The following is an 18,698-nucleotide window of genomic DNA, read 5'->3' as shown; positions in this document are numbered from 1 at the left end:
CAAAGCCCCCTGTTAGCCGGAGTATGGCGGACAGGGGGCAATTTGGGCTGTTGTTATTTATTTTATAAATAGAATGATGTCCGGTTAATTCACTCCTGTCAGCGGTTCCTCCCGCTCATAGAAGCCGATGTCGTCCAGCATAATCTTGTCTTCTGTGCCTTGCAGATAAAAGGTGATGTCTGTCAGGCTATCCGGATCAAGCTCCGGCTCTTCCTCAAGGAACAGCTCGAAGGGCAGCTTGTACGTCTGGTAGACGGCTTCCGAGAGGTTGCTGAATTTGCCGTCGCTGATCCGCTCCTCCAACCATGGACTAAGCGTAAATTCCGTCTGCGGCAGCGGCAGAATATCCATCACCTCGTCCAGAGGGATTCTTGCGGCGGTATCCTTGCTGTCGGTCAGCTCCACCTCCACATCCGGGGAGAGCTCAGCTTCCGGCAGCGGCCCAGCATCGCCGTCCTGATTAGGATCGGAGTTATGGTTCGCCAGGGAGAAGGTCAGCCCCTCTACGGCAGAGGATTCCGCAATCGTCTGAGTCAGCGTATCGCTGAGCCTAATGCTGTAAGCAGCCTCGGCGTCCGCAGACTCCTGATCCGGGCTTGAACTGCGCTCCAGAAGAATACCGTAAGAGGGCTTATTGTTCCTCTCGCGGTCCTTCGCGGCCTCTTCGCTCCATTGAAGCCCGGCAGTAGAGATGGTCCCGCCTTGGACGGCACCTCTCTTGCGGTCTTCATCATAGTCTGCCACCGTAATATAGTTGCCGCTCTGGAAGCGGTTATAGTAGGCGGTATCCGGCAGCCAACTGGCACCGCTGCGGTAATCGCGGAACAATTGCCGGTACTCGCTCCTCCCGTGCAGCGTGGTCTCCAGGAATGCGGAGACATAGACCTTGGCTATTCTCCGCTGCTCCTCCCCGTCCATGATCCGGGAACGCTTCAGGAACAGGCCGGTCGGCAGCGTCTGGTCATACAGCCCCCAGTCCGTATTGAATTGGCTGTGGTTGGCGTCGGCAATGTAGAGAGAGCTTTTGAAGCCGGGGGTATCGCCGGTGTAGGAAGAACGCATATATTGCCGGTCCCCGTAGAAATCATGCACATCGCCGTCACGGGCACCCTGCAGCGTCAGATAGCTCACATCCGTTAGACGGGCCTGTTTGCTGTCGATCATTTTATCCGTAGGGGCCAGGGCAATCACTGAAGTAATATGGAACTGCTGAATAGCGTTCAGAACAGGATCACTGCCGAACCAGAGCGATGCATCCGCAGCCATGGCTACAGCCTGGCCGCCGCGGCTGTGGCCGAGCAGTGCAACAGAGTCATAATCCACCTTCTGGTAGAAGGGGGTGCCGGGCTGCTCGGCGAAGCTGCCGATCTGCTGCAGATGCTTCAGAATCATCCAGGTCCGTGCCTTGAAATCGTTGTCCGGAATACCCGACCAGGCCGAATAATTCAGGAAATTCTCATCCAGGGTGACCGCGATGAAGCCCCGGCTGGCCAGCAATTCACCAAGATAGGCGTAGCCGCTCTCGGAGAAGTCCTCCATCATATGGTTGCCATGCACCATGAGCACCAGCGGATAAGGCCCGTCCCCGTCCGGCATCCATACTCTGCCATTCAGCGGGAGGGAAGCGGGATCGAATCCCCAGAACAGGGTCCGCAGCAAGGGCCAGGAAGAGATATACCCGGTTGCATCCACGGAAGCGGAGACTAGCAGGGCATCCTTGCCATACGCCTTGCGCTGCAGATCCTTGCCGCTGCCATAGGTGAAGCTGTGGAATGTGTAGTCTCCCGGCTGGGCGGGATCGTCCGCAGTTATGGGAAGCACCTGTCCACCTGCCGCCAGTGTCTGAAGCGAGGGTACAGGTGCAGGGCTGCTTCCCGTCACAGAGCCATAAGCCAGTGCGAAGGGGGAGAGGAGGAGTGCCGCTGCCAGCAGACTGCCGCTGAGCATTCTCCGGGTCCGCAGCAGGCCGGCTGCAAGTCCCCCTATCCCGCAGGCCAAGGCTGCGATACAGGCGATAACGGCTGCAGCCTCAAGCTCCAGATCGGAAAAATACAAGATTAGCAATACAGCCCCATAGGTGCTGAGCAAAGAGCCTGCGAACAGATGTGGAAGCCGCAGTCCGGTTAGGGAGAGCAGCACAGCCAACAGATTGCTGGCCAGCGCCATAACAAGCGTTCCTGCGCCAACTGCCAGCATAATATCCGCTGCGCTTCCGAGTCCGGTAGGAATACCCATAATAACTATAGAAAAAGCCAGAATGCATAGTGTCCAAGGACCGCTGAGCGCAGTCCTCCATAAAGCAGTGTCATACCTGTACGTATCCAGAATACGTCTGCCCAGTTCTCTGAGTACGCGCCTGTGCAGCCGCGGTCCCTGCGGCGCGGGGCCATACTCCAAATCCATGCCCATGATTATTTCCCCCGGTGTGAGCGGCAATAAGAAGCTGCGGAACGTGCCAGTCTTCCGCTCTATGAATTCACTGTTTTTCACTCTATTAGATGTAAGCAATGATATTACTTTGGGGCAGCAATAACAAGTGGAGCTTACAGGAACGGGCGCCACTTCCTGCCCCGGTTCCATCGATCGTAGTCTTTCATTCAAAGTGAAAAAAAGGTTTGACAGCGCGGAAGGTGTTCAGTATTATATCTGTATAACCTACTAAATGGGTAGGAATAATCGAATAAGTTCTTACCGTACAGACGGAGGAACGCCTGCTTCAGGCTCGCAGATACGTGTCTATAAGACCGGTTTGACTTGCCGCAAGCGGGCTTTCCTGCGTCTATTGCTTGTTACAAGACTATTATGGGGGAGTGGGCTAAGATGACACAAGGGATCAAGAAGGGGCTTCTCGCCGGGTTTGCATTGATATTGACGGCAGGGCTTACGGCTTGCGGGAACAGTAATGCAGGGAACAGTGCGGGTGCCGGAACAGCGGCCCCGGCCCCCACAGAAGCGGCTGCAAATTCTCCGGCCACAACGGAAGCTGCCCAGACACAGTCAAAGGAACCGGTCGAGCTGCTGAATGTATCCTACGATCCGACGCGTGAGCTGTATGAGAACTACAACAAGGCCTTCGCCGCCTACTGGGAGCAGGAGACCGGCCAGAAGGTAACCGTCAAGCAATCGCATGGCGGATCGGGCAAGCAGAGCCGGGCTGTGCTGGATGGGCTAGAGGCGGATGTCGTTACGCTGGCGCTCGGGTATGACATTGATGCCCTTCAAGAAGCCGGGCTGATCGGCGCGGACTGGCAGAGTAAGTATGAGCATAACAGCTCCCCTTATACCTCCACCATCGTCTTCCTGGTCCGCAAAGGCAATCCGAAAGGCATCAAGGACTGGCCCGATCTGCTGAAGGAGGGCGTAGAGGTCATCACCCCTAACCCCAAGACCTCCGGCGGTGCCCGCTGGAACTACCTGGCTGCCTGGGGCTATGCGCTGGACCACAATAATAATGATGAAGCCAAGGCTCAGGAATTCGTGCAAAAGCTGTTCAAGAATGTACCGGTCCTGGACACCGGAGCGCGCGGCTCCACCACTACCTTCGTGGAACGCGGCATCGGGGATGTGCTGATTGCCTGGGAGAATGAGGCGTATCTGTCCATCAAGGAGCTGGGTCCGGACAAATTCGAGATTGTGAATCCGTCAGAGAGTATTCTGGCTGAGCCGCCGGTTGCGGTGGTGGATAAGGTGGTCGATAAAAGAGGAACCCGTGAGGTAGCAGATGCCTACCTGAAATATCTCTACACCGAGGAAGGCCAGAAGATTGCTGCCGAGAACTATTACCGTCCGACACTGGATAGCGTGAAGGCCGAGTTCAAGAATCAATTCCCGGAGATCAAGCTGTTCACCCTGGCCGATAAATTCGGAACCTGGAAGGAGACCCAGGCGAAGCATTTCAATGACGGCGGGATTTTCGACAAAATCTACGTACCGGGCAGCTGATAGCGGAGTCTTGAAAGGATGAATGGGCACATGAATGTCACGACCAAAGCTGCTGCAAGGACGGTACGGCGCAGGCTGCTGCCGGGGTTCGGGATTACGATGGGGTTCAGCGTACTCTATCTGAGTCTTGTTGTCCTGCTGCCGCTGTCCGCGCTGCTCTTCAATTCAACGGGGCTGAGCTGGGCCAAGTTCTGGGATGTGGCTACGGATGCCCGCGTCCTGGCCTCCTACCGTGTCAGCTTAAGTACGGCGGGCGCTGCGGCCCTGATCAATGTTTTTCTGGGACTGCTGCTGGCTTGGGTGCTGGTGCGGTATGAATTCCCCGGTAAAAGAATCTTCGACGCCCTGATCGACCTGCCGTTCGCGCTCCCTACAGCCGTGGCGGGCGTATCGCTGACCGCCCTCTATTCCCAGAACGGCTGGATCGGCTCCCTGCTGACGCCGCTGGGCTTCAAAGTAGCCTTCACACCGCTGGGCATCACGCTGGCGCTGATGTTCATCGGCATTCCCTTTGTCGTCCGCACAGTGCAGCCGGTGCTGGAGGACCTGGACAGAGACATGGAGGAGGCCGCCGCTACGCTGGGAGCAGGCCGCGGGCGGACCTTCCTGCGGATTGTCCTGCCGGAGCTGCTCCCCCCGCTGCTTACGGGCTTCGCCCTGGCGTTCGCCCGGGGCATCGGCGAGTACGGCTCTGTCGTGTTCATCTCCGGCAATATGCCGATGCGCACAGAGATCGCCCCGCTGCTGATCATGTCCAAGCTGGAGCAGTTCGATTACGCCGGAGCGACCGCCGTGGCCCTGATTCTGCTGCTGCTCTCCTTCCTGATGCTGCTGGTCATCAACGGCCTTCAGCATTGGGCGCGGAGGAGCTCGCGTTAAGGGCAGGGAGGTTCTAGTTCGAGGCGGATTCAGGATGCATATACCAACAAAACTTAAGCTTAAGCTTCCGAAGCGAGTTTTGTTAGGAGCGGATTCAGGATGCATATACCAACAAAACTTTTAGGAGGAATAAATATGGCCGGTACGGTTCCCCTGCATGTCCCCGGGCCGCGTACAGGCACGTCATCGCCTTCAAGGGCGGAGTCACAAGCGGTGAAATGGGTGCTCATCTCCCTGGCCGGACTGGTCCTGCTCTGGCTGATTGCGCTGCCGCTGGTCATTGTGCTGGTGGAGTCGCTGAAGCGGGGGCTGGATGTCTACTGGGCCGCATTGACCGACCCGGACGCCGCCTCGGCGCTGAAGCTGACGCTGCTGGTCGCCGCGATTACAGTTCCGCTGAATACGGTTTTTGGGGTAACGGCGGCGTGGGCGGTGACCAAGTTCCGTTTTCGCGGCAAGGGTTTTCTGATTACGCTGATCGATCTGCCCTTTGCGGTATCACCGGTGATTGGCGGGCTGATCTTCATTCTGGTGTTCGGCTCGCACGGCTGGTTCGGCCCCTGGTTAAGCGATCATGATATCAAAATCGTCTTCGCCCTGCCGGGCATCGTGCTGGCCACGCTGTTTATCACGTTTCCGTTCGTAGCCCGCGAGCTGATTCCGCTGATGGAGGAGCAGGGTACACAGGAGGAGGAGGCTGCGATTACGCTCGGTGCACACGGGTGGCAGATCTTCTGGCGCGTAACGCTGCCGAATATTAAGTGGGGGCTGCTGTACGGCATTATTCTCTGTAATGCACGGGCCATGGGCGAGTTCGGGGCCGTCTCGGTGGTGTCCGGGCATATCCGCGGGGAGACGAATACGCTGCCGCTGCATGTCGAAATTTTGTACAACGAATATCAGTTTTCGGCATCCTTCGCGGTTGCTTCTCTGCTGCTCCTGCTGGCACTGGTGACGATGGTTGTAAAAAGCCTGCTTGTACGCAAAAATGCTCATTGACAGCTATTGGGTGCCGTGCTAAGTTAATTCATAGTATACAAGGCGGTAATAACGGAATTTAGGCAGAGTTACTTCCCTAACCGGGAAAGGGAGGCTTGCGAATGGCTAAACCACTGAAGGTGGATGAGGTATGGCTTGCGCGGATAACGGAACTGCTCGACGATATGGAATTCGGTTCCTTGCACATCGTAGTGCATGAAGGCCAAATCGTACAGATGGAGCGCACGGAGCGCAAACGTTTCGAGAACAGCACAGCAAATTCACGTGGTAGTGGAGAGACCGGAAGCCGGCGGACCGATACCCGTACTGGAGGACGAGGATAATACAGAAAGACCTTCGACGGGTTACCCCATCGAAGGTCTTTTGTGATTGACTATTAGTAACGTGGATTGCGCCGTGATCCGCTCAGTCCTTCTACGAGCAGAATGATAGCGGTAATGGCATGCATCACCCAGCCGACAAAAGGAATCAAAGCAACCACCGAGGTGACGACGCCCACTGCATTCCCGATAATCGGACCGCGCTCTCTCAGCAGAATGATTATGGCTACAGCATGCAGCAGAAAAGCGATTCCGAGCGGCGCCCAGGCATTTGCTACAACAAAGCTTCCCCCGATAATCGGCAGCGCCAGAAAAGCCTCATAAGCGAAAGTTCCCCATTTAAACAGTTTCCCTGTAGGAGACATAATTACTTCACCAACCTTCCAAAATAATAGTGTCGCTTGTTTATTCCACAGTTTACCCAAGGATACGGGGTAAGAATAACCTGTCTGCCCGCAGAGAGCAAGTGCTGTGTTTTGAGTTATTGTACGCTGGAGGAGGCGGGGCGTTTCAATTTTGAACAAATACATATATATTGGTATCAGTATGGCAGCGTGGCTGCGTGTAGATTGCAGGATACAGGATAAAGGATACAGGAGGAACGATATGACAAATTCAGTACAGCCGGAGATCCGGCAGGAGCTGCCCTCAGTTGAGGATTATCTGGCGCTGCGGCAGGAAGCCGGGCTTAGTCCGATGAGCATAGAGGGGGCGTCCGCCGGGCTGCCTAACTCCGCTTTTGCAGTGACGGTGTATGCCGGGGAGCTGCTGGTGGGCATGGGCAGGGTTATTGGGGACGGGGGATGTTTTTTTCAAGTCACAGATATTGCTGTGAAGCCCTCCTTCCAGGGACAGGGTCTCGGAAAAAGCATCATGCGGGAAATCCGCGCGTTCCTGGACAGTGTCCCGGAGAAGGCGTATATCAGTCTCATTGCTGACGGGGAAGCGGCCAAGCTGTATGCCAAATACGGGTTCGCGCCGGTCATGCCTGCTTCACAGGGAATGTTCCTGCGGCGATAAATAGGGTGAACCCGTGTAATGATAAGGGATAGCAGATTAGGAAAGTGAGGCGGCGGGAGAATGGATATTGTAGTATTTGGAGCATCGGGCAGAGTTGGAGGTGCCATCGTACAGGAAGCGTTAAAAAGAAAACACGAGGTCACAGCTGCGGTACGCAGACCCGAAGCCTTCGGCCTTCAGCATGAGCGGCTGCGGGTAGTGGCTGCTGATCTGCTGGACCCGGCCTCGGTAACGGCAGCGGTGCGCGGGCATGAAGAGGTAATCAGTGCGTTCGGTCCAGCGGCGGGGCATGAGAATGATCTGCTGCGGGTGGCGGATTCATTGCTGGAGGGGATGCGTGCAGCCGGACTTGAGCGTCTGATCATTGTTGGGGGAGCGGGCAGCCTGAAGACGGAATCGGGAGAATGGCTGATGGACACCGCCGGATTCCCGGAGGACTACCGCGCGCTGGCTTCGGCTCACGCCAATGCCTATGAGATCTATAGAGGATCAGAACTGGATTATACGTATCTTAGTCCGCCTGCCGCACTGGTAGACGGGCGCCGTACCGGTCAATTCCGTATCGGCCTTGACCGGCTTATTGTAGATGAAGACGGCCGGAGCGGCATCAGCATCCAGGATTTCGCTGTGGCGGTCATCGATGAGCTGGAGGAAGGCAATTTCAGCAGAGCCAGGTTTACTGTAGGGTATTGATGGGAGTGTACGCGGGCGGAAGGTGAAAAGGCAGGAAGTAGAGTCAGAGGCAGGTTTAATCGCACTCTGTACAACTAAAACGCCTGATTTTCCAATGGTTATCCGTCTAGTTGTAGTCTGTACCTTTTACATAGAGGTCCTCTTCGTAGCGGGAGGGCTTTTTGCTGTTTAAGGGGCTTGTCGCTCGTTGGCCGCCATGAGCTACCTGGGTTATTTGCTTGCTGAAACGGGACTTAGTACAATCGAAGCAACTATGAAGGAGGTCTGGACCAATGGATGTAGTGACAGCGGAGGAGATGCGGGAACTTGACCGCGACACGATTGAGCGGCTGGGCATCCCGGCCATCGCCCTGATGGAAAATGCCGGCCGGGCCATTGCCGAGGAGGTCATCGCCCTATGCCGCCGCCGGGCAAGCGTAGCTGATGTGGCTGGTGGCGGAGCGAAGTGGAATGGAACGGGTACGGCTGGTGGCGGAGTGCGGAGAAATGAAGCGGTAATACCAGGTGGCGGAATGCAGTCGGACGGAACGGCAGCAACTCATGGCGTAGCGGGTGCGTCAAGCGGGCGCAGGGCGCCAGGCTTAGGCGCTGATGCTGCGGGCTTCTCCGTCAGCGGAGATGCAGCGCTGACGCTTGCCGCTGCCGGGGAAGAGCATTGGCTCGTCCTCGCCGGCAAGGGCAACAACGGCGGCGATGGCCTCGCCGCCGCCCGGCACCTGCGTGAGGCCGGCATCGCCGTCACGCTGGTGTACGCGGCCGCGCCGGAGTCGCTGGCCGGCGAAGCCGCGCTGCAGCGTGATGCCGCTGCAGCCATGGGCATCCCTGCCGTAGTCTACGGCAGGGATGCCCTGGACCTTGCCGCATGCAGCGGCATCGTAGATGCGCTGCTCGGCACAGGCAGCGCGGGAGCCCCGCGCGGTGCCTATGCGGAGCTGATTGCCGCTGCGAACGCCAGCGGCAGAGCCATTGTATCCGCGGACATCCCCAGCGGGCTGGATGCGGACACGGGGGAGACGCATGAGTCCTGCATTCATGCGTCAGTGACCGTCTGCCTCGCGTTCCTGAAGCGGGGGCTGCTGCAATATCCCGGCGCAGAGGCCGCCGGGCGGGTCGTGGTCCGCTCCATTGGCATACCCGCTGCCCATGCCCGGGAGGGCGGCGTCCAGGTCAGCCTGCTGACGCCGGAAGTACTGACGGTGCGCCTGAAGGTTGACCTGGCGCGCCGCCGTTCGCCCGAGGGCCACAAAGGCACCTACGGGCATGTCCTGCTTGCAGCAGGAAGCCTGCGCATGAGCGGCGCAGGCCTGTTGTCTGCCCGCGCTGCACTGCGTGCAGGCTGCGGGCTGGTAACCTGGGCGCTGCCGGAGAAGCTGCTGCCCTATGTGATCGGTTCTGTACCGGAGCTGATGCTGGCCCCGGTCACCGGAGGTGACGGAGAGTGGAACTCGGGTACGGCCGCTGAAGTGCTGCGGCTGAGTACCAGCCGCGATTGTACAGCCATCGGCCCCGGTCTGGGCCGGTTCGAAGGAGATACGAAGTGGCTCCGCAGACTGTGGGAGGAGACGGATGGTCCTATGGTTATCGATGCGGATGCGCTGAATATACTGGCGGATGCCGATTACCGGAGCTGGAGCCGCCGCCATCCGGTTATTCTGACCCCGCATCCGGGGGAGATGGCCCGTCTGGCAGGGATATCAACAGCGGAGGTGCAACGGGACCGGATCGGATTGGCATTGTCTTACGCAGTTCAGCATGGGGTAATCCTTGTACTCAAAGGAGCCCATACCGTAATAGCAACGCCCGAAGGGCGGGCCTATATTAACATCACCGGGCATCCCGGTATGGGAACCGGCGGTGCGGGGGATGTGCTGACGGGCATCATCTCCGGTCTGCTGGCCCAGGGCCTGGAGGCGGATCAGGCCGCAGCATTCGGAGTCTATCTGCATGGGCTGGCCGGAGAACGCGCCGCCCGGAAGCGGGACCATCCTGCCGCCCTGATCGCCGGGGATATTATCGAAGCGCTGTAAGTGTAAGCACCAGCTTGATTTCTCCAACCAACATTCCTTTAACAAGTTCAAGCTCTTGCTCGCTTTGGTGCACGGCTCTGCTTCGAGCTTAAAGTCTATGTTAGTCTGCTGTCTGCTTGAGCGGATAATAGGTGGATTTTGTCCACCTGATGATGAGCGGATGTGCCCTGGCGGGACGTTAGTTGGATAAACGACACTTAATTTAGCACATTTCACCCCCAGGCGGCAAAACTAACTTTATTAGTTGTAGTTTTTCCACCTGCTTGCCTGAAATCGGCAAAAACGGATGAATTAAGACACATTTCTCCAATTGTTCGCTGTAGGCATCCTGCGGAGTGCGATATGCTGGAGGTTAAGTTAACACCCTAATGTTAGAGCTCCACCTAGCATCAGATCTAAAATAGCGGGTGGGCATAATGAGGGCTGAAGCGGAAAACCGAACACAATGTGCCAACGGGAGGTCATCGGGCCCAATGGATGCTAAAACCGAACACAAGTAGTCTGTGGCTTCCTCTTACTTAGCTAATCCGTAAATTAAGAGCCTACGCTGCTCCGATATCCGGGATTCCAGCCTAGAATGTTCCAGCCCTATCCCGGCAAGCCGGTCCCGCCGCTGTTTCAGCCCTGGCCCATTCTCTGCCCCGTCTGACCCCGCCAGGTCAGAACAAAACCAGACAGATCAGCGGAATGAACAGGGCGAAGAAGGGAAGCAGGATAGGGAAGCGTTCGCCCGCGATCTGGGCGATGCGGAACAGCAGCAGGATGGCGAGTCCGGTAAGGCCGGAGACAAGGGAGTCGCCGCCCTGCTCCGCAGCGAGCCACAGGCCGGCGCCATAGCCGGCAATCGCGTACAGAGCCAGCGCCGGGCTGAGCGAGGTGGAGCGCAACATGCGCAGCAGCGCATCGGCCAGGATGGCAGCCGGTAGGCCGTAGGCGTAGATGGCATAAGGAACCGACACCGGCCAGCCGGTCGGAATTCCGTTCTCATAGCCATGGATCAGCATGAACAGGGAGATCAGGATGAAGGTCAATCCGGCGGCCGACAGCTTGGTAAGAGCGTACATGCCCGCATTCAGGCGGACAGAAGGCAGGTTGAAATCCTTGTGTTGATTCATCGCTATACATCCTTTCGGGTTGGGAATGAACAAGGCCGCAGTGACCGGCTGAAGCCTGGACATGGATCAGCTGGTAACCCTGTCTGCGCCGTTAACATGAATGCAGGTGCCTGTTACATAAGAAGTATCACCGCTGGCCAGGTAGACATAGGCTTCTGCCAGTTCGTAAGGCTGTGCCGTACGCTTGAACGGAGTCCCCGTACCGAAGACACTGATCTCCTCCGCAGAGAAGCTGGCGGGAATCAGCGGCGTCCATACCGGACCGGGAGACGATAGCGCCCTTGGTAGATGGCTTCCGTATATGGGTATGCATGCGCCCAGAAAAGCGTGCGGCGTGAAGTGGAGTCATAAACATAGAAATGGGGAGAATGCATGATATATAGAGCAATGACAGGGGACGATTACGAGGCGGCTTACCGGTTATGGAAGAATACGGACGGAATGGGTCTCAGTGAAGCCGACTCGCGTGAGTGTATCATCCGTTATCTGGAGCGGAATCCGGGCATCAGCCAGGTGTGCGTGAAGGAGGACGGCACCCTTATGGGCACAGCGATGTGCGGGCATGACGGACGCAGAGGCTATATTTATCATGTGGCGGTCGACAGTGGCAGCCGGGGAAGCGGTGCAGGCCGTGAGCTGGTGAGGCGTTGCCTCGCAGAACTGCTGGAAGCGGGCATAACGAAGTGCCATCTCATGGTGATCGAAGATAATACGCCGGGCCGCAGTTTCTGGACCCGTATCGGCTGGCAGGAGCGGGACGGGCTGTTGCTTTTCTCGAAATAAAAGAGCAGCGGATAATAGATCACAATTCATGTAATAGTGTAGCTTTGGTGCGGACGCAGTATAATATAAAAGTGCTGTGCAATGAACGGTGTACATCATTACATCATTCGCTGTACATGGCCGAATTTAGATAGCGGGAGACCAGAACTATGAGATTTAAAGATGTATTCTCAATTATAGGTCCGGCCATGGTCGGGCCTTCCAGTTCTCATACAGCGGGAGCCGCGCGGATCGGACGGGCGGCAAGACAGGTGCTTGGTGAGCTGCCGCGAGAGGCCGAGGTTACGTTCTTCGGTTCTTTTGCCGCGACTTATCAGGGACATGGGACAGACCGGGCGATCGCCGGGGGGCTGCTTGACTTCGCCACGGACGACCACCGGCTGCCGGATTCCATTGAGCTTGCGGCCGAAGCCGGGATGAGCATCTCCTTCGGTCAGGGAACGGGGCTGTTTCCTCATCCCAATACGGTCCGTCTGCGTCTTGTAGGCAGAGAGAGCGGGACGGAGATGACCCTTACCGGCACATCCATCGGCGGCGGCAATATTGAGATTGTGGACATTGACGGCTTCAGTGTGAAGCTGACCGGCATGTACCCGACGGTACTGATTCAGCATATGGATTATCTGGGTGTGCTGGCCAGTGTTACGGATGTCATGCGGGAGGGCCAGTTCAATATTGGACATATGTCACTGGACCGGAAGAACCGCAGCGGGGCGGCCTTGACGGTGCTGGAGCTGGATGAGTCAGCCACGGCGGAGCTGCTGGAGAAGCTGCGGGCGCTTCCGGCAGTGAAGAGCGTCAAGGTAGTCGATTTGAACGGCAATACACAAGAACAGACACAGAAGGGGAAGGACATCACAACATGAATTTTCAAACACTCAGCCAGCTGGCTGTACTATGCGGGGAGCGGGAGCTTGGGATCGGCGCGCTGATGCTTGAGGAGCAGAGTGCAGAATCCGGCCGTTCCAAGGAGCAGGAGTTCGCTACCATGCACGAGTATTACGGGGTGATGAAGGAAGCGGTGCAGCGCGGTATGACCGAAGACACCACCTCACGCAGCGGCCTGACAGGCCTGGATGCCCAGCGGGTGGTTGCCTATAATGCAGCGGATGAGCCTTGTCTCGGGGGACCTGCAGGCCAGGCGATGGCGTATGCCCTTGCCGTATCTGAAGTGAACGCCTCTATGGGCCGGATTATTGCGACACCGACCGCCGGCTCGTGCGGAATTATCCCCGGTGTATTCCTGAGCTGTCAGGAGCGCTTCGGCTGGGACGATGACTATATGGTTTCCGGTTTGTTCGCGGCAGGAGCGATAGGGTATGTTATTGCTAATAATTCTTTTGTATCGGGTGCGGAAGGCGGCTGTCAGGCCGAGGTGGGTTCAGCGATCGGCATGGCGGCAGGAGCGTTGACCGAGATGCGCGGCGGGACTCCGGCACAGGCTGTACATGCGGTAGGTCTCGCGCTCAAAAATACACTGGGGCTGATCTGTGATCCGGTAGGCGGACTCGTGGAGATTCCCTGCATTGTCCGCAACGGCTTCGGTGCCGTTACGGCGCTTGCGGCGGCGGATATGGCCCTGGCTGGTGTCCGCAGCGTGATTCCGTCCGATGAAGTGATTAAGGTTATGCTGGAGGTCGGCTCTGCGATGCCTGAGAAGCACCGTGAGACAGCCGGGGGCGGGCTGGCCCAGACCCCGACCGGCCGCCGGATTATGAAGGATCTGCGGAACCCGAAATAACTGCCGGGTCTCAGGCGCTCCGCAGTCTGCTGTACATCAGAGCATACGGAAGCGTTCCAAGTGTTCCCATAAGCCCTCCTGCCGGAGAATCTCCGCCTGCTTCGGGCCCATGAGGTCGAAGTGGGGGAACGGCTGGCGGTTATGAATATACCGCGCCGGGAGACCGTGCTTCCTGCACCATTCCCGCAGGCGGGGCAGATCGCTGCAGCCCACCTTGGTGACTGTTGTGATCTCGGGGTAGCGTTTATCGATCCAGTAATGGGTCAGGAACGCAATCTCACCTGCGGAGACGGCCTGTTTCCAGCGGGTTAATTCCGCCCGGTTGATTCCAAAAGCCATGGCTGTTCATCCTTATCTGTAAGAGTAAGTAGACTATATATAACGCAAATATTACCGGAAGGAGAGTGTATTTATGAACGGACAAGTAAGAGCGGATATCCGCCCCGGCATTCAGGTAGATATCGTACTGAAGCAGGATCAGGCGACCGGTAAGCTCACGCACGGCACAGTGAAAGACATCCTGACCAACTCGCCCCGCCATCCGCACGGGATCAAGGTGCGGCTCTCGGACGGCCAGGTTGGACGGGTCAAGAACATTACCGGCTCATGAATTGCTCCACCGACTGGTCGGCCTTCGTCTGATTGCATAAATTGCAGGCACAGACGCAGTTATCCGGCGTAGTATGCCCGCCCTTGGCACGGGGGAGCAGATGATCAATGGTATCCCCGTATTGGCCGCAGAAATAACAGGTATAGTTGTCCCTCGTCAAAATATAAGCGCGGAAGTCCTTGTTGCTGTATAAGCGGCGGATCGTCCGCCGGTTCACGACGATGGCCGCATGCTCCTTGACCAGTGTCACGGCAAGCTCAAGGTCGATCTCCTGATGCCAGCGGCGGCCCTTATCGCTGTGCCCGCGCATGAGAATCATGCCCTTGGCCGATGGAATCAGGGCAGAGGCATCCTGCGGATCGGGCTTCGGCCCGCGCTGCTGCGGAAGGCTGCGCCCGGTCTCGGCAGCATGCCGGGGACGCGCCTTGCCCTTAAGGCCGGCCGTGCCTGCGCTGCCTCTGGCGTCCCGGGCACGCTCCGGCCGGGAGGCTGGACGGGGCTGGGCCATGGGCGGCTTTGCCTGCTCAGGCGCAGATGCCCCGGAGACAGAGACCGGCCCCTTGTCCCGCTTGAGGGGCCTGGCCGGTCCGGCCTGGCGCTCCGGCAGGGCAGGGGCTACGCTTGCCCGCACTGGCGGCAAGGAAGCCTCGGCCTCGCGGAGCTTGCGGCATTCCCGGCACGCGCCGCGCCGGGACATGCCTTTGGCGCGCTTGCCTGTGCGCCGGCGGAATTCAGCGAGCGGCTTAAGCTGATGGCAGTACGCGCATTTTTTGGATGGAGGTAGAGTTGTAATCTCAGTCATAAGTGTACTTGGCAGAAGCAGCCTTAAGCCGCAACCGTCCAATCCCTTCTGTATTGTGAATGATAAATGCATCTGCTTGCATGTGTCCGCTTTAATGTCAGGAGTTGTCCTAATGGATACTAGTATAGCGTAAACCGCAGACATTCACACAGCAGGCACATCATGCAAATTTTCCGGAGTGTGATTTCTTTCCCGGCAATCTTAAGGAGAAATCTGTAAAATCTCAATAAAGCATAGGCGCTAACCAGAAATAGCCCTAATCCGTAGCCGGAAAACATGTGCCTGAAATGAGGAATGAGGATGAACGCTGCTAAAAAAATGCCAGGTGCTGTTAGGGTGCTGGTGGTACTTCAAGGGTTTTTGGGCTTGGGGGCCATCGCAGGCGGGCTGGCGCTGCTAACGGATCCCAGCGGGGAATTGCTCGGTATGCCGGCCACTGCAATGGCACGGATGCCCTTTCACAGCTTTGCCGTCCCTGGGCTGCTGCTGCTGTTCGTATTCGGCATGCTCCCGCTGCTCGTGCTGTACGGCCTCTGGAAGCAGCCGCAGTGGGCTTGGAGCTACGCCTTGACACCGTTCAAGGAGCAGCATGCGTCCTGGAGCTTTTCGCTCTATATCGGCTTCGGCCAGATTATCTGGATTATGGTGCAGACCTACATGTGGAACATGGTCAGCTTAATTCATGTGTTCTATATGTCGCTGGGAATGCTGATTCAGATCGTGACGCTGCTGCCCGGGGTTCAAAGATATTTTATGCTGGACGGCCGTGCCGAAAGAAGTTAGAATGTCAGTGAACATAAAAGGGCTTTCATTGAGCTGCGGGAGTGAACCGGAAATGACCACGATATATGATATTGCCAAAAGGACCGGCTACTCACCAACCACAGTGTCCAAGGCGTTCAATAACTATTCCGATGTGCGGGAGAAGACGCGTGAGGAGATTCTGCGTACCGCCCGGGAGATGGGGTATCTTCCCAATGCGCATGCACGTACACTGACGACCAAGAAATCCTGGACCATCGGTGTGCTGTTTGTGGAGAATACGGGGGTGGGGATCCGCCATCCTTTTTTCAGCGCAGTGATTGAGAGCTTCAAGCAGGTTGCCGTAGCCAAGGGCTATGCCCTCATGTTCATCTCGAAGGATGTAGGCGGCAAGCAGAGCGGATATCTGGAGAACTGCCGGATTCGCGGCGTCGACGGGGTGGTAGTGTTCCTTTCTGATTATGCTGACCCGTATTTCCGGGAGCTGCTGGAGAGTGATATTCCGACCGTGGTGCTCGATTTCGAGACGGAGCTGTCGCATACAGTCTGCTCGGATAATATGACGGGTGCGCTGCAGGCCGTGGAGTATCTGGCCAGTCTTGGACACCGCCGGATTGCCCATATCTCGGGAGGCGGGAACACCTATCCGGGGCAGCAGCGGGAGCTGGGGTACAGAACGGCGATGGAGCAGCAGGGACTTGAGGTGCCGGATGAATATGTGGCCGAGGGAGCCTTCTACGCGCTGGAGAATGGTTATGGTGCAATGAAGCGTCTGCTGGCGTTGCCGCAGCGGCCTACGGCTGTTTTTGCTTCGGGTGACTTGCTGGCCCTGGGTGCGGTAATGGCGGCCAAGGATCAGGGGCTTGCGGTGCCGGAGGATGTCTCTGTGATGGGCTATGACGACATTGAGCTTGCCGGATACGTTACGCCTGCGCTGACCACTGTACGCCAGAATACCGAAATGCTGGGGACCCGGGCGGCGGAGCTGCTGCTGGCATCTATGAACGGTCCAGGTACGGCACAGGAAGCACTTGTGCTGCCTGTGGAGATTATTGTGAGGGATTCCTGCGCACCGCCGCGCATGTGATGAAGGTGCGTACATTCAGGAATACCTTTTTTTTCGGCAAAATCGAAACCGGTTTCGATTTCTTTCGTCCCTGGTTTCGCTGGCAAAAATATTAAAGGAGTGATGGACATGACAACCGTTCAAACCGTAGTCACCGCCAAAGATACAGGAGATCGCCTGAGTCCCAAGGATGGCATTCAGTTCAGCGCAGAGGGCTCAGCGGCAAAAGCAGATATCGTGCTGCACCCGGAGCAAGTGTTCCAGACCATTATCGGTTTTGGCGGCGCATTCACAGAAGCAGCGGCGTATACTTTGTCCCGGATGAGTCCGGCGAAGCGCACTGAGGTCATCCGGCGGTATTTCGATCCGGTGGACGGGCTGAATTACAGTATGGGGCGTGTGCATATCCATAGCTGCGACTTCGCACTCGGCAATTATACGTATGTGGAGGATGGGGATACGGAGCTTAAGACCTTCGATATCTCGCGTGACCATAAGTGGGTTCTGCCGCTGATTAAGGATGCGATGGAGGTCCGGGGCGGACCGTTCACCATGCTGGCTTCCCCGTGGAGCCCGCCTGCCTGGATGAAGACGAACGGGGAGATGAACAACGGCGGCTCGCTGAAGCCGGAGTATGCGCCGGTCTGGGCGCGGTATTATACCAAATTCATCGAGGCCTACCGCAAGGAAGGCGTTCCGGTCTGGGCGGTCTCTGTGCAGAATGAGCCGGCAGCGGTGCAGACTTGGGATTCTTGTGTGTACAGTGCGGAGGAAGAGCGTGATTTTGTCAAAAACCATCTCGGCCCTGTGATGCACGAAGCCGGAATGGGCGATGTGAACATCGTGATCTGGGATCATAACCGTGACATTATGGTCGAGCGCGTGACCAGGGTTCTGTCAGACCCGGAAGCTGCACAGTATGTCTGGGGGACCGGTATCCACTGGTACGGCGGCGAGGAGTTCGGGAATGTGGAGCAGGTGCATGAGCTTTTCCCGGATAAGCATGTGCTGTTCACCGAAGGCTGCCAGGAGGGCGGCGTGCGTCTGGGAGAATGGTTCACGGGCGAGCGCTACGGCCGCAATATGATCGGCGATCTGAATGCCTGGACCGAAGGCTACCTGGACTGGAATCTGGTGCTGGATGAGACAGGCGGGCCGAACCATGTGGGCAATCTCTGCGATGCTCCGGTGATCGCGGATACGGCTACTGACGAGGTCCACTACAACAGCTCGTATTACTACATCGGGCATTTCAGCAAATTCATCGCCCCGGGTGCGGTGCGGATCGGACTGGATTCGGCAGCGGCAGATGTGCTGTCGGCTGCGTTCCGCAATCCGGACGGCAGTCTCGCTGTGGTGCTGATGAACGAAGGCGGGGAAGCACGTACGTTAACGCTGGGACTGGGTGCTGAAACCGCCCAATGCACGCTGCCAGCCCACTCTATTGCAACCCATCTGATCACACAGGCTTAAGCCTGTGGAGTAAGGGAGTAGGGATGGCGGAGTCTGCTTGCAGGAGTAGAGGCTGTGATAGGTCGGGGCGGTGGAAGGTGCTTGTCGAGTTGGAGGCTGTGAGAGGGCGAGCGGGCAGTGTACCAGTAGATGTAGAGGCTGTCAAAGGTGGGCGCGGCGGAATGAGGTAAGTCTGGATGCATGGCGGCTTCCGGGTGCCGATGATTGTATTTTGTACACTAGTTTCCTTCTATTCCCGTCTAAATTAGCGATCAATTGCACTATGTACAGTAGAAATCTGCGAAAACGGCATTATTGGGCAGTAAGCCGGAAATCTGCTGTATGAAATACAGCAGAAGGCTGTCAGAAGCGCAGCTAGACACATTCTATTGCACAAAATGCAATCACCGCGAACGCAATCACACTCTTAAACGAGCAGATGTATCACAGTCACCCGCACCATCCAATCCTGCACAATCTTCAGCAA

19 protein-coding genes and 1 pseudogene are annotated in these 18,698 nt (G+C 57.2%); 14 read left to right on the top strand and 6 right to left on the bottom strand.

Annotated features, from left to right (window positions below):
- Positions 1 to 84: 84 nt before the first annotated feature.
- A complete protein-coding gene (locus MKX42_RS32115; RefSeq protein ID WP_340757455.1) occupies positions 85 to 2,409 on the bottom strand; it encodes a poly(ethylene terephthalate) hydrolase family protein in 2,325 nt (774 codons plus the stop codon).
- A 411-nt stretch (positions 2,410 to 2,820) separates the two neighbouring features.
- Between MKX42_RS32115 and MKX42_RS32110 the strand changes: the two genes are divergently transcribed.
- From MKX42_RS32110 to MKX42_RS32095, 4 genes are all read left to right on the top strand, one after another.
- Entirely contained in the window at positions 2,821 to 3,942 is a 1,122-nt protein-coding gene (locus MKX42_RS32110; RefSeq protein ID WP_340757454.1) for a sulfate ABC transporter substrate-binding protein, read from the top strand.
- 30 nt (positions 3,943 to 3,972) lie between these two features.
- Entirely contained in the window at positions 3,973 to 4,821 is an 849-nt protein-coding gene (gene cysT, locus MKX42_RS32105) for a sulfate ABC transporter permease subunit CysT (RefSeq protein ID WP_340757453.1), read from the top strand.
- 135 nt (positions 4,822 to 4,956) lie between these two features.
- A complete protein-coding gene (gene cysW / locus MKX42_RS32100; protein ID WP_340757452.1) occupies positions 4,957 to 5,820 on the top strand; it encodes a sulfate ABC transporter permease subunit CysW in 864 nt (287 codons plus the stop codon).
- 101 nt (positions 5,821 to 5,921) lie between these two features.
- Positions 5,922 to 6,143, top strand: coding sequence for a YezD family protein (locus tag MKX42_RS32095; RefSeq protein ID WP_036702087.1), 222 nt, complete (start codon positions 5,922 to 5,924; stop codon positions 6,141 to 6,143).
- A gap of 53 nt (positions 6,144 to 6,196) precedes the next feature.
- On the opposite strand, the gene MKX42_RS32090 is transcribed toward MKX42_RS32095, so the two are convergent.
- Positions 6,197 to 6,505, bottom strand: coding sequence for a hypothetical protein (locus MKX42_RS32090; protein WP_036732747.1), 309 nt, complete (start codon positions 6,503 to 6,505; stop codon positions 6,197 to 6,199).
- Between the two features lie 241 nt (positions 6,506 to 6,746).
- On the opposite strand from MKX42_RS32090, the gene MKX42_RS32085 reads away from it, so the two are divergent.
- From MKX42_RS32085 to MKX42_RS32075, 3 genes are all read left to right on the top strand, one after another.
- Positions 6,747 to 7,160, top strand: a complete 414-nt coding sequence (locus MKX42_RS32085) for a GNAT family N-acetyltransferase (RefSeq protein ID WP_340757451.1) — start codon at positions 6,747 to 6,749, stop codon at positions 7,158 to 7,160.
- Positions 7,161 to 7,220: 60 nt separating this feature from the next.
- The gene (locus tag MKX42_RS32080) at positions 7,221 to 7,853 is read left to right on the top strand and encodes an NAD(P)-dependent oxidoreductase (RefSeq protein ID WP_340757450.1); all 633 of its coding nucleotides are present in this window, start codon (positions 7,221 to 7,223) and stop codon (positions 7,851 to 7,853) included.
- 272 nt (positions 7,854 to 8,125) lie between these two features.
- Positions 8,126 to 9,880 carry an NAD(P)H-hydrate dehydratase gene (locus MKX42_RS32075; RefSeq protein WP_340757449.1) on the top strand — a complete coding sequence of 585 codons (1,755 nt, stop codon included), beginning with the start codon at positions 8,126 to 8,128 and terminating at the stop codon, positions 9,878 to 9,880.
- Positions 9,881 to 10,539: 659 nt separating this feature from the next.
- Here MKX42_RS32075 and MKX42_RS32070 read toward each other — a convergent pair.
- Entirely contained in the window at positions 10,540 to 10,995 is a 456-nt protein-coding gene (locus MKX42_RS32070; protein ID WP_340757448.1) for a hypothetical protein, read from the bottom strand.
- 66 nt (positions 10,996 to 11,061) lie between these two features.
- A pseudogene (locus MKX42_RS32065) lies at positions 11,062 to 11,265 on the bottom strand (SDR family oxidoreductase); the annotation flags it as partial.
- A 102-nt stretch (positions 11,266 to 11,367) separates the two neighbouring features.
- Between MKX42_RS32065 and MKX42_RS32060 the strand changes: the two are divergent.
- The 3 genes from MKX42_RS32060 (at position 11,368) to sdaAA (ending at position 13,519) form a co-directional block, all read left to right on the top strand.
- Positions 11,368 to 11,778, top strand: a complete 411-nt coding sequence (locus MKX42_RS32060) for a GNAT family N-acetyltransferase (RefSeq protein ID WP_340757447.1) — start codon at positions 11,368 to 11,370, stop codon at positions 11,776 to 11,778.
- A 149-nt stretch (positions 11,779 to 11,927) separates the two neighbouring features.
- Positions 11,928 to 12,644 carry an L-serine ammonia-lyase, iron-sulfur-dependent subunit beta gene (gene sdaAB, locus MKX42_RS32055; RefSeq protein WP_340757446.1) on the top strand — a complete coding sequence of 239 codons (717 nt, stop codon included), beginning with the start codon at positions 11,928 to 11,930 and terminating at the stop codon, positions 12,642 to 12,644.
- Positions 12,641 to 13,519: an L-serine ammonia-lyase, iron-sulfur-dependent, subunit alpha gene (gene sdaAA, locus MKX42_RS32050; RefSeq protein ID WP_340757445.1), complete on the top strand. Its 879-nt coding sequence runs from the start codon at positions 12,641 to 12,643 to the stop codon at positions 13,517 to 13,519. Before sdaAB ends, sdaAA begins: the two co-directional genes overlap by 4 nt.
- Before the next feature lie 36 nt (positions 13,520 to 13,555).
- On the opposite strand, the gene MKX42_RS32045 is transcribed toward sdaAA, so the two are convergent.
- Entirely contained in the window at positions 13,556 to 13,858 is a 303-nt protein-coding gene (locus MKX42_RS32045; protein WP_209877347.1) for a hypothetical protein, read from the bottom strand.
- A gap of 73 nt (positions 13,859 to 13,931) precedes the next feature.
- On the opposite strand from MKX42_RS32045, the gene MKX42_RS32040 reads away from it, so the two are divergent.
- Positions 13,932 to 14,129 (top strand): YwbE family protein, encoded by a 198-nt coding sequence (locus MKX42_RS32040; protein WP_036732721.1) that lies wholly within the window; start codon positions 13,932 to 13,934, stop codon positions 14,127 to 14,129.
- Here the strand turns inward: MKX42_RS32040 and MKX42_RS32035 are convergent.
- A complete protein-coding gene (locus tag MKX42_RS32035; protein ID WP_340757444.1) occupies positions 14,116 to 14,931 on the bottom strand; it encodes an HNH endonuclease in 816 nt (271 codons plus the stop codon). The genes MKX42_RS32040 and MKX42_RS32035 overlap by 14 nt on opposite strands.
- Positions 14,932 to 15,231: 300 nt before the next feature.
- On the opposite strand from MKX42_RS32035, the gene MKX42_RS32030 reads away from it, so the two are divergent.
- The 3 genes from MKX42_RS32030 to MKX42_RS32020 all read left to right on the top strand — a co-directional run bounded on the left by MKX42_RS32030 (position 15,232) and on the right by MKX42_RS32020 (position 18,232).
- The gene (locus MKX42_RS32030) at positions 15,232 to 15,714 is read left to right on the top strand and encodes a hypothetical protein (RefSeq protein ID WP_340757443.1); all 483 of its coding nucleotides are present in this window, start codon (positions 15,232 to 15,234) and stop codon (positions 15,712 to 15,714) included.
- Between the two features lie 52 nt (positions 15,715 to 15,766).
- Entirely contained in the window at positions 15,767 to 16,780 is a 1,014-nt protein-coding gene (locus MKX42_RS32025) for a LacI family DNA-binding transcriptional regulator (protein WP_340757442.1), read from the top strand.
- A 108-nt stretch (positions 16,781 to 16,888) separates the two neighbouring features.
- Complete coding sequence (locus MKX42_RS32020) at positions 16,889 to 18,232, top strand: glycoside hydrolase family 30 protein (protein ID WP_340757441.1); 1,344 nt, start codon at positions 16,889 to 16,891, stop codon at positions 18,230 to 18,232.
- The last annotated feature ends 466 nt before the right edge of the window (positions 18,233 to 18,698 follow it).

This window comes from Paenibacillus sp. FSL R7-0204, from assembly GCF_038002225.1.
Taxonomy (GTDB): domain Bacteria; phylum Bacillota; class Bacilli; order Paenibacillales; family Paenibacillaceae; genus Paenibacillus_AQ.
Note: the sequence above shows the minus strand (reverse complement) of the source record. Positions and strands in the feature narration are given on the sequence as shown.

Bases quoted from the DNA above. Each gene is read 5' to 3' on its own strand.
- MKX42_RS32020 (WP_340757441.1), top strand. From the start codon at position 16,889: ATGACAACCGTTCAAACCGTAGTCACCGCCAAAGATACAGGAGATCGC.
- MKX42_RS32035 (WP_340757444.1), bottom strand. From the start codon at position 14,931: ATGACTGAGATTACAACTCTACCTCCATCCAAAAAATGCGCGTACTGC.
- cysT (WP_340757453.1), top strand. From the start codon at position 3,973: ATGAATGTCACGACCAAAGCTGCTGCAAGGACGGTACGGCGCAGGCTG.
- MKX42_RS32070 (WP_340757448.1), bottom strand. From the start codon at position 10,995: ATGAATCAACACAAGGATTTCAACCTGCCTTCTGTCCGCCTGAATGCG.
- MKX42_RS32095 (WP_036702087.1), top strand. From the start codon at position 5,922: ATGGCTAAACCACTGAAGGTGGATGAGGTATGGCTTGCGCGGATAACG.
- MKX42_RS32110 (WP_340757454.1), top strand. From the start codon at position 2,821: ATGACACAAGGGATCAAGAAGGGGCTTCTCGCCGGGTTTGCATTGATA.
- MKX42_RS32090 (WP_036732747.1), bottom strand. From the start codon at position 6,505: ATGTCTCCTACAGGGAAACTGTTTAAATGGGGAACTTTCGCTTATGAG.
- cysW (WP_340757452.1), top strand. From the start codon at position 4,957: ATGGCCGGTACGGTTCCCCTGCATGTCCCCGGGCCGCGTACAGGCACG.
- MKX42_RS32040 (WP_036732721.1), top strand. From the start codon at position 13,932: ATGAACGGACAAGTAAGAGCGGATATCCGCCCCGGCATTCAGGTAGAT.
- sdaAB (WP_340757446.1), top strand. From the start codon at position 11,928: ATGAGATTTAAAGATGTATTCTCAATTATAGGTCCGGCCATGGTCGGG.
- MKX42_RS32115 (WP_340757455.1), bottom strand. From the start codon at position 2,409: ATGGGCATGGATTTGGAGTATGGCCCCGCGCCGCAGGGACCGCGGCTG.
- MKX42_RS32075 (WP_340757449.1), top strand. From the start codon at position 8,126: ATGGATGTAGTGACAGCGGAGGAGATGCGGGAACTTGACCGCGACACG.
- MKX42_RS32045 (WP_209877347.1), bottom strand. From the start codon at position 13,858: ATGGCTTTTGGAATCAACCGGGCGGAATTAACCCGCTGGAAACAGGCC.
- MKX42_RS32085 (WP_340757451.1), top strand. From the start codon at position 6,747: ATGACAAATTCAGTACAGCCGGAGATCCGGCAGGAGCTGCCCTCAGTT.
- MKX42_RS32025 (WP_340757442.1), top strand. From the start codon at position 15,767: ATGACCACGATATATGATATTGCCAAAAGGACCGGCTACTCACCAACC.
- MKX42_RS32060 (WP_340757447.1), top strand. From the start codon at position 11,368: ATGATATATAGAGCAATGACAGGGGACGATTACGAGGCGGCTTACCGG.
- MKX42_RS32030 (WP_340757443.1), top strand. From the start codon at position 15,232: ATGAACGCTGCTAAAAAAATGCCAGGTGCTGTTAGGGTGCTGGTGGTA.
- sdaAA (WP_340757445.1), top strand. From the start codon at position 12,641: ATGAATTTTCAAACACTCAGCCAGCTGGCTGTACTATGCGGGGAGCGG.
- MKX42_RS32080 (WP_340757450.1), top strand. From the start codon at position 7,221: ATGGATATTGTAGTATTTGGAGCATCGGGCAGAGTTGGAGGTGCCATC.